This is a genomic window from Treponema sp. R80B11-R83G3 (genome assembly GCF_054786115.1).
The window spans coordinates 1-9,524 of sequence record NZ_BDHF01000063.1; the positions used below are offsets into that span (position 1 = coordinate 1).

Sequence of the window (9,524 nt, forward strand, 5' to 3'; positions counted from 1 at the left end):
GCCAAAGCGCAAATAGTTTTGGTTTTTATATGTAAATTGATCTGATGAAATATCCCATGGGATGCTTTTTAATGATTCCCCCGTAAAACTATCCGTAAATACGCTTGAAATAATATAATCTTTATCGGGCACGCATAATAGCGCAAAACTGTTTTTTGTGGGGTTAATCATTATTAATTTTTTAATTACTTCTTCTATTTCCCAGTCAACCGTAGTTATGGCGATTAATTTTCCGTTTTTAAATATTCCAGCCCCCGCCGTCGTCATTAAACTGAACGTGCCGGTATCGTCAACATAAGGTTTTGTCCACACAACTTGAAACGGCCGCGTAACGCCTTGTGATATTTCACGGTACCAATTTCTGTTATGGTAATCATATTCATCCATAAAAAAAATATTGTCGATTCTCGCTTTATTTGTCGCCTTATCAAGAAACGCGTAAAAGCCGGCGCGCAATCTGCCGGGATTGAAAGCATAAGGTTCAAACCAAAAACCGCCCCCTACGGCGTTTACAAGCACGCCTACTGCGTCCAATACAAATTCTTCCCCAAATTTTTCCGATTGTTCTTCGTAGCAAAGCCGTCCGCCTAACGCGTAAAAAACGGCGCTTCTTTCCAATTCGGCAATCATTTTATTTACTTTTTCAGTTTCAATATCAAGAGTTTTTTGTATGCTTTCAAGGCGGAGACGTTTGTAATTTTCAGTTGTCTCAATCGCATAAAATATAAACGAAGAGCCTATTAATATAATAAAAATAAGGACTATAACTAATATTTTTGTTCTGATTGAATTCACAATATTTAATTTGTAACAAGCATTTCTTTAAGCGCGACCATGCCCAGTACTTTCTTTACGATTTCGGACGGATTATCAATTTTTAAATATCCGCCTTCTTCAGTCGCCTGTTTATAGTTTTTTAAAATTACCCTTATCCCGATAGAACTAAGATACTCAACCTGCGCCATATTAAGAATAATATTTTTATTCCCGTCGCTTAACGCCTTCTCAAGATTTAAAAGCAGCTCATTCGCGCTATTTGAATCTATGCGCCCTTTGACGGAAATTTTGCATATCCCGTCTATTATATTTTGGGTAATTTCAAGGATGTTTTCCGCCATATTTTTCTCCTAAATGAAGAATTTCTACCACTAACCACACGAACTAGTACCTTCGGTACATGCACAAACAGCGACAAGCTGAGTGGTAAAACTTATACTTACTGGATAGCCCCATATTTTATTATAAGCGAATAGAAAGCGATTGACAAGTTTACATCTTGACAAAAACACCAATTTTCTTCACATTAGAGTAAATCTCATGGTGGATGTAGCTCAGCGGTAGAGTCCCAGATTGTGGATCTGGTCGTCGCGGGTTCAAACCCCGTCATCCACCCTAAGGTCTATGATGGAAATAATTTTTTTACTAAAATAAAATTATTATTTTTGCGTAAAAAGCGGGGTTTGAAGGGTTCAGCCCGCCGTAAGGAAAAGCCGCCATGGAACCTCAACCGAGACCGAAGGTTGAAGGTTCCCCTCTTGATGGCGGCGGCAGGGCTGAACCCCGGCCCGGAATGAGGCAACAGGATGTTGCCGAATGTAGGGCAAACCCCGTCATCCACCTTAAGACTACGGCGCCTGTAGCTCACCTGGATAGAGTACCAGACTTCGAATCTGGTGGTAGCCTGTTCGAGCCAGGCCGGGCGCAGAAAATTAACTCATAATTTATTCTCTTTTTCTATAAATTTTTAAATTTTAGAACTTGATCGAGTTAAACAAACCCGATCAAGTTCTAATTCCATGAAATTAGACCGCATTATCAATTTTTTTCATGTTTCTATCGGTTGGTGTCCAAAGACGCTCGGATTTTCCATAATCCGTGACGTTTAAATGGCGCTCAATAGTTTCTGAGCCTAAGTAATTGGTACGGTCGTTGAATATCAGGCCGTACTGCCCATCTAGATAAAAACCCATTTGCGCGATTTCTTTATTTGCAGAATCAATCACGCTGACAAGGCCATGGCGAATTTCAATACGCTCTTTGAATTTTAGATCTTTAACTTCATCATAATTTAACAACGGTTCTTTGCGTTCGGCTCTCGTATTTATATCGAATATTTTGCTACCCATATTTCCCGGGTTAGTGACAATATACCCATCTGTAGTAAGAACAGCAGTTTTTACTGGCCTTCCGTTATTAAAACGGTACTGTTCTTTGAAGTCAGATGATGAGTAGCCTATTACAAGACCGTCGTCGGCATAGCTGAAAAAAACTCCTGTGGAGGGTATGATGCCGTTTATTGAGTCAGTATGCCCCTCATTGATTATTCTTTTTACATTGTTTTTTGTAAAAACGATCATTGTTGGTCTTGTAGAGGCAGAGGCGTTGTTGTTAGCATAATCGTAGGCGGAGACATATATGCCGTCAGCAACAACTACGCCTTGTTTGGCGGGACGTATTTCTGGAGTCCTGAACGATAACTTACTTGTCTTGTCAATGATAGGTGACGGAGCAGTTGCCTGTTGGTTAGGCTGCGGCTCTTTTTCGGGTCTGGGTACTGGGATTTTATCATCTTTTTTTTCCATCTCCTCGACGCTCTTGCGAATCATTCTTATGACCGCCTCCCTATCCAAGGGATCGCTTTCTAAATCTACGTCCCCAGCGCTTAACATAAAAATCCATTTCCCATTTTTCTCAATTAGTTTTGCTAATAGAAGAGTCTCTACCCCCATTCTATCAAGCATGACATACCCTGTCTCATCAGAAACAAAGGAATTCGGATCTATTTTCATGTCATTTAACACTGGTAGTACGCTTTTTACCAAATTTAAAACTATAATTGAGCTATTAGCCTGAATAAACGCACCCTCATACATCATGATGGACAAGGTTAGCGCCCTTTCAACGAAAGCTGCTGAGTACTTCTTGTCTCCAAATTCAGTGAACAGAACATTTGAAGGGTCAATGTGGAACTCTATTGGCCCTGTTGCAAGAAGCGTATTGGGCTTTATGAGAGGTATGATCTTAAGCAGTACTGGTTTTATAAATCCTTGAAACCCATCAGGCTCCTGCGCCGCAAATACCGTGTTGAGCGTTATCAGCATCAACACTCCGATAAAGAATACTTTTCGTTTCTTCATACAACACTCCTTCCAAAAATAAGTTTTTGGTACTTAAAACAAAAATATCACGGAATATTCCGTTATATTTAACCTGCCAAGTAATATATGACCGTCATTTCCTCCTTATTGCTTTCTAAAAGCGAGACGAATCCCCACAAGCGGAGATGGAGTCTCAGGATCTATCCTACCCCGTAACGCCGGTCTAAAACGAGAGTGGTCGTCAAAGTAGCCTTTTACAACGCGATCAGTGCCTTCATACGGTCCGGTAGGGTCAATGGTTTGCTCCAGTTCATATTCCCCAAAGAAGCTGGAAGTTATCTCTAAAACTTTGTGATCTCTGTTAGCGAGTATTTTATTTGGGTAGGTTTTATAAAAGGCCTCCGTATGTTCCTCTTTCGGGATAAAAAAACCGGTTGTGTTGTATTTTTTATTTAAAAATTTGACAAATTCGTCAGCAGCCTGGTTATAAGATACGTTTGTTTGGGGAGAGTCTGGATTTAATATTTTTGCGGGGTTTTCCTTCCCTGTTTCTTTAAGATAAATATCGTAAAATTTTTGAGTAACTAGGTCGCTCATGATTTTATACTCTGTAAGAAAAACCTGATGGAGAATTTCAAAACTGGATTCCGGTTCACCTATCTCGTATAAAGCTGTCGGCATATCCGTAAAAAAATCATTTAAAAATTCATTAAGGGGAGCCTCTTTTTTTGTCACTTTATATCGCCAAATCTCTTGTAAAATGAATGTTAAATTTTGCGTAACGCCGCTAACTGTATCCTGCATCGACCCTGAATGATCAAGCATGATATGCAAAGCTACAGGAATTTTATTATCAATGTCAACTTTAATCATATCCAATAAAATATTTAAATCATCTTTATTTAAATTATATCTTTTGCCATTAGAGGTAAGCCTCCTCAGTAACGATTCGTTTACGCTTTTTGTCTTTCCTGTAATAACGATTGGAAATACCGTCATTGAGTTCTTTATTTTGTCTATCACAAGATTTTCAAGCTGAGACATTTTAAAAAAAAAGCGCTTTAGCATCATTACTTTTTAAGAGGTCCTGTCTTATCAAGTTGGTTAAGTAGTCAGTAATCAGCAATAAGTAGTGTTTTATGCCAGGATATTTGTCTGACAATTGATCCGCATCAGAATTTATATGGTCAAAACATGGGATTATAGGCGTTTCTTGATACTTGGGGTGGTCTTTAAAATTTTTTATCATTGATTCATTTGCGTCATTTAATTGTGATTCAGTTGTTAATTCAGTATCAACAATTTTCCAGATAACAGGATCGCCTCCTATAGTATAAATAGTTGTATAGACTATAGCATCCTCTGCAAAGATAATTTCAAATGTTATGATTAAAATTACAAACATTAATATTTTTTTTCTTCATTTTATTTTCCTCCTATCAAAAAATTTGAATTTTACCACGAACCACACGAACGGTACATGCACGAACTTTTTACGCATATCTTGTCGCCGTTCGTATTGATTCGTGTGGTTCGTGGTTGAAATTATTCTCTTTCTACATCTCCAAAATAAGCTCCTATTTCTTCAATTTCATTACTTCGCTGTCATCCATCTCTCTCCGCTTTTTATTTTGCTCTATGAAGAGATATTTTTTCCCATTAAAATCTGGTGTTGTCTGCGTATAAATATCGTTGGAACTTTCGCTGCCTGGGGTTACATACGCAGCACTCATATCAGGGAAAAAAAGGTGGTATCCATTTAAGTTAAAAGAGCCATAATTTGAATTAAAAACATTAACTTTTTTTTCCATATCTACCCCGATAATAAATGATTCGTTACCGCAAACATCAGCCATGTTGGGGATATTTTTGATCTTAATAAGCTCTTTTCCTGACGCGATATCATAGCCAATGATCATACTGTTCTTTTTATCGTAGAACGATATTTGTGATTTTTTATTAAATTTCTCTAAAAAGCTTAATGAGCCGTCGAATGTGATTGTATTTGGAAAAATACTTTCACGGTCGCCCTTCCATGAATAAAATTTATTATTGGAAGAAAGTGACCCGAATCCGTTATCACCTGTTATTATCAAGGCTTTTGTATCATAACCGGCAAAAGATCTCGGAATTACGTGATAAAGAACGGGACTATTATCAATAATATTATAAATTTTAATTGCTTTAACATCGCTTACGATAAAACGTGTATCGTTAATAAAATTTGATGTAAACACATCGTGTAAATTATTAAAAATAAATTTTTGATTGCCTTCGCCGAAGTATTCGATTGTATTATGTTCGGTAAGTAATAACAAATTTAGATTTAGCTCATTTACACATTTTATTTTATTACCTGCTTGATAGGTTGTTTTTAATTTTCCATTTTTATTATAAAAATGCAATTTTGAGTCTTCAATAACGGTTATTTCATCATTACTGTTAAAAAACATATTTGTATCTTGATGGTAATATGTTAAATGAAATACTTCCTTGTGAGTTTTTGAATCGATAACATAAACATTTACCGATTCATCCAACGGATTAGACACTGAAGTAGAGTAAAATTTGCCACTCGGGCTGATAGCCTTATTTTGAGGCGTAAGAAGCTCATCTGGTCTGTGAAGAAGACGAATTGGGTATCTCCTCGTTATATTAATGTTACTGGATTCCCCATGTTTCAGCGTTACTGTCTCAGGATCAATCGTTAACGGGTACGAAGAGCTGGTGCTTACTGAGTATTTGCCCGGAGGCAAATAGAATGTTCTTTTTCCAACTTCAACTGTTTCATTTACACTTTTTGGACCGCTTAAGTATAATTTTGCGGTTATATCAGTTGTCACATTTACAGTTCCAAACTCGTCCCTAACATGAATGAGCTTATCAAAACATGAAAAATACACGTTGAAACCGTCAGTAGCGAACGCGTCAATAGGCTGGTTCGCTCTATAAAATAATGACGCATTTTTATTGGCTATATCAAATTTGTAAATACCATTTCTCTCAGTATCCGTTACGTAAAAAATTATTTTTTTATCTGGACTTATTGCCGCTTTCACGGCACATACATCCAAAAGGATCTCTTCATTACTGATTTCCGGTTTTTTTTCCACTTCTATCTCATCTTTTTTGGAGATGCTTTTGTATATAATGTTCCAATTGTAAGTGTAAGCCTTAATTTTTTCTGATAAAAAGAGCATTTTGTTTCCACTAGATCTTAATATTCCGTTAATGAGACTGCGTTGTTTTAAAACTGTTGGTGAGACCAATGATCCGTGTTGGGGATTTTTTTCTCTGGAATCGTGCCGTAAGTAAACTCTGCTATTATTACTGACATCGACCGCAAAAAGATATGTTGAATCAGAATCGTTTGAATACTGTATAGTTTTTATTGCGCTCGAAAAGCTTCCGTATTTGGTGTCACTTTTTCTAAAGCCTGTACCGTAATAATTACTGATATACTCATTCATATTGCCTTTCTCGTCACCAACGCCTAGACTGCTGTTAAAATAATCTATTGCTGTTATAGGATCATTGATCTTCAAAATCTGACTTGTAATCTTCAGAGTGTCTTTATCGAAATAATTCAATATTCCGTCTTGTCCTCCCATCATAAAAAGTGACGAATCTGAAGAAGGAGCAAGCGCATTGATCTTAACGCCTTTTTTTGGTATATTTTCCATAATAAAGGTGCCGCTGCCATTTTCCTGGGCATATAAAACTACGCCCACCGCAAAAATAGCAGTAAAAAATAATGTTTTTTTCAGCATTTTTCTGCCTCCTATAAGTTATTAATAAATTGTCCCATGAATAGAATTTTTTATGTGCACTTGACAAGTAATAGAATTAAAGTGCGTAAACTTTCGGGTAAATAAAAATAGGCTGCCCAAAAATATTACTTCTTGGACAGCCCCTGTTTAATGTAAACGTTTTTATTCGGTTTTTATTCGTAATATGCAAAAACATAACCTATATAAGCCGTCCCGTCCCCTGCTCTGCCTTGAAATCTTAGCTTTGTCGGCTGATAATTGCTTACATATTCAAATTCATGCGGTGTTTTAAGAGAGTAACCGCCCCAACTCGAAGTAACTGTAAACCAGTATGTATCCGTCGGTTCATCCCGATCATCAACGAAAGCTTGTATGTAAGACCAGTCATAATTCGTCATCGACTGTCCGCCATGCAGGTACACTATTTTTGTTTTATAAGCTCCGCTTGAATTTACCGTATATTCAGGCGTTTCAAATTGAGTTAATCGGCCTGCTCCAATCCAGTCGCCGTCTTTAATAATTTCTTCAGCGCAAATAAGGTTACAGCGCAAATTAAAATCTTTAACGGCGCATTCAATCCAGCCGATGCCGCCATATTGGGACATCTCAACAAGACAACTATAATAGACAGGAACGTTTTTATCATCAATTTCAGTGTTTATTATTGTAACATTATCAGATGAATAGACGGTTGGCATAGCGGTTCTTGGATCTCCAATATACCCTGAATCTTCATAATTGATAACAAAACTTATTACTGCCTTTTTATTTTTGCGGACAGCGACAGTTTCATTACTAATCGACGCTAAAACAGCGTCTTCGTCAGATGGTAAGTTTGAATTTTTTGTTGTAAATTCGATACCTGTAGGTTCACGGTAATAAACAGGCGGTGGCGGCATCACTCTAACTTTATAAATTTCTGAATTAACATATTGTTTGCGGATGCCGTTATCGCTGAAAAATTCTACGTAATAATAATGGATACCAGTTTCATCAGGGTTTATGGTCAATGTTTCAAGATAATTCCTGCTTATTCCCGCTCCATTGGCGACTTCCTGAAAAGGGCCGCGAGCTATACTTCGCATCCACCTCCATTGAATAGGTATCGGGTTACTGGCATTGTCTCCGATATAAAAATTTTCCCCTAACGTGGTAAATTCTTTTACCCTCATCGCTCTTTCCAACGGATCATAGTAGTCATAGCGGTAAAGATACAAATTATTCCACTCATCGTTGATTGATAAAGTTAGCGCAATACTGGAACTTGTATCGTAATCCACAGATTCATCTTCATCAATAATGATAGGCGTTTCAGGAGTATCGTTACCGATCCATGTAAAATTTATGGTCAGCGTATTAGAGCCTTGCTTCAGTTGTTTGATCGATTCCCCCAAAGCTATCACGTTTAAAGCGTCATTATTGATTGAGTCAAAAGCCTCAACAACGAATTTTGTGTACCCGATTGAAAGTTTGTCGATTGTAACCGGAAACTGTTCAATGTAAAATATTTCGTCGTGTTCCTGCCTGACAACCGTCTTTTGATCGCTTTCCAACAGATACGCCATAATTTTGTAGCCCGTTATTTCACTTACCTGATGAAGTGAACGGGATACTCCGCTTACCGGCAATGTTATCTTAATCGAAGCACTTTGCTCGTCAGAAGGTAACTCCGGATTTAAACATGCCGCAAGTAATAATACTGCGACAAGCGCGATGCCTGTAATAAACCGGCATAAAATTAAAGTCGCTTTCATAAGGCGCCTCCTAAAATGATTTATACAGGTATTATAAACATTGCAATTTTTCTATAGTTCACTTGCTAAGTAATTTTGTAAAGTAATATCAATTTGCCTTTATTTTTCTTGCTTTTTATTCTAAAATAAACCTACCCTGAAAATGGGCTTTTTTGAGAATAGAATTGGGGGAAAATATGAAAAGTTTAAAAAAACGGTTTCTCAGCGTTGTATTGTTTTTATTTCTTATTACCGCGCAGTCTTTTGCAGATGATCAAAAATATATAAGTGACAGAACAAACGATACAAATAATCTTCTTAAGTTTTATGGTTCCAATCCAAACATGACTATAAATACGGTAAACGCAAATATAGACCCCGGCGGCATTAGATTCGGAGCAACATCTAAGCCAGAATCCTTTAGCACTATGGGGAGCATTCTGGGGGTGGCAAATGTCACCCTTAATTATTTGGGGCAAAACGCTGACGGCTCCCGCTTAAAAATTACATTTGGTCCCGATACCGTTATTATTGATGATTTATACGATTGGATGTTACTGCCAACGGCAATGTTTGTAGACAGCGGCATTAACAACTGCGTAAGCATGTCCGGTAAACCCAAGAATATAAAGCGTGAAGACGGAACATCAGAAACAGAAAGAAGCGCTTTTGATAATTTAAAAACTCAAACATACGGAAAGAAAAGCGTATATTTTGCGGAATATCATCCGGCGTTTGTAAATACTTTCGCCGGGTTTAATCTTTTCCTTGTTGACGCGATGCTCCTTGACCTTGATTTGCGTAACGTTACAAATAATATAGGCGTTGTAAAAGGTTATAACGACAAATATATTTTTGATCAAAACTCAAGTGATCTTTCCGCAAAAAAAATATCTGACAGAATGATAATTGATACTAATAAA

General features: G+C 37.2%; 8 protein-coding genes and 2 tRNA genes. 3 read left to right on the top strand and 7 right to left on the bottom strand.

The features are described from left to right. Both ACYVRH_RS09020 and ACYVRH_RS09025 read right to left on the bottom strand, forming a co-directional pair. A partial coding sequence (locus tag ACYVRH_RS09020) for a cache domain-containing protein (protein ID WP_461256589.1) occupies nucleotides 1–795 on the bottom strand: 795 nt, incomplete at its 3' end. A 5-nt stretch (nucleotides 796–800) separates the two neighbouring features. Continuing rightward, on the bottom strand, nucleotides 801–1,118 hold the full coding sequence (locus tag ACYVRH_RS09025; protein ID WP_461256590.1) for an STAS domain-containing protein: 318 nt from the start codon (nucleotides 1,116–1,118) through the stop codon (nucleotides 801–803). Between the two features lie 202 nt (nucleotides 1,119–1,320). On the opposite strand from ACYVRH_RS09025, the gene ACYVRH_RS09030 reads away from it, so the two are divergent. Both ACYVRH_RS09030 and ACYVRH_RS09035 read left to right on the top strand, forming a co-directional pair. Further along, a tRNA-His gene (locus ACYVRH_RS09030) sits at nucleotides 1,321–1,392 on the top strand. A 238-nt stretch (nucleotides 1,393–1,630) separates the two neighbouring features. Further along, nucleotides 1,631–1,704 (top strand) — tRNA-Arg (locus ACYVRH_RS09035). A gap of 98 nt (nucleotides 1,705–1,802) precedes the next feature. Here the strand turns inward: ACYVRH_RS09035 and ACYVRH_RS09040 are convergent. The 5 genes from ACYVRH_RS09040 to ACYVRH_RS09060 form a co-directional block, all read right to left on the bottom strand. Further along, entirely contained in the window at nucleotides 1,803–3,137 is a 1,335-nt protein-coding gene (locus ACYVRH_RS09040) for a hypothetical protein (protein ID WP_461256591.1), read from the bottom strand. 105 nt (nucleotides 3,138–3,242) lie between these two features. Next, nucleotides 3,243–4,142, bottom strand: coding sequence for a formylglycine-generating enzyme family protein (locus ACYVRH_RS09045; RefSeq protein ID WP_461256592.1), 900 nt, complete (start codon nucleotides 4,140–4,142; stop codon nucleotides 3,243–3,245). Between the two features lies 1 nt (nucleotide 4,143). Next, nucleotides 4,144–4,503 carry a hypothetical protein gene (locus ACYVRH_RS09050; RefSeq protein ID WP_461256593.1) on the bottom strand — a complete coding sequence of 120 codons (360 nt, stop codon included), beginning with the start codon at nucleotides 4,501–4,503 and terminating at the stop codon, nucleotides 4,144–4,146. Between the two features lie 172 nt (nucleotides 4,504–4,675). After that, the gene (locus tag ACYVRH_RS09055; protein ID WP_461256594.1) at nucleotides 4,676–6,868 is read right to left on the bottom strand and encodes a hypothetical protein; all 2,193 of its coding nucleotides are present in this window, start codon (nucleotides 6,866–6,868) and stop codon (nucleotides 4,676–4,678) included. A gap of 173 nt (nucleotides 6,869–7,041) precedes the next feature. Beyond that, nucleotides 7,042–8,622 (bottom strand): hypothetical protein, encoded by a 1,581-nt coding sequence (locus ACYVRH_RS09060; protein ID WP_461256595.1) that lies wholly within the window; start codon nucleotides 8,620–8,622, stop codon nucleotides 7,042–7,044. Nucleotides 8,623–8,798: 176 nt separating this feature from the next. Between ACYVRH_RS09060 and ACYVRH_RS09065 the strand changes: the two genes are divergently transcribed. Beyond that, nucleotides 8,799–9,524 (top strand): hypothetical protein (locus ACYVRH_RS09065; RefSeq protein ID WP_461256596.1); only part of this gene is annotated, 726 nt, incomplete at its 3' end.

Excerpts from the sequence above, each read along its gene's own strand:
- ACYVRH_RS09040 (WP_461256591.1), bottom strand. The coding sequence starts at position 3,137 with ATGAAGAAACGAAAAGTATTCTTTATCGGAGTGTTGATGCTGATAACG.
- ACYVRH_RS09060 (WP_461256595.1), bottom strand. The coding sequence starts at position 8,622 with ATGAAAGCGACTTTAATTTTATGCCGGTTTATTACAGGCATCGCGCTT.
- ACYVRH_RS09025 (WP_461256590.1), bottom strand. The coding sequence starts at position 1,118 with ATGGCGGAAAACATCCTTGAAATTACCCAAAATATAATAGACGGGATA.
- ACYVRH_RS09050 (WP_461256593.1), bottom strand. The coding sequence starts at position 4,503 with ATGTTTGTAATTTTAATCATAACATTTGAAATTATCTTTGCAGAGGAT.
- ACYVRH_RS09045 (WP_461256592.1), bottom strand. The coding sequence starts at position 4,142 with ATGTCTCAGCTTGAAAATCTTGTGATAGACAAAATAAAGAACTCAATG.
- ACYVRH_RS09055 (WP_461256594.1), bottom strand. The coding sequence starts at position 6,868 with ATGCTGAAAAAAACATTATTTTTTACTGCTATTTTTGCGGTGGGCGTA.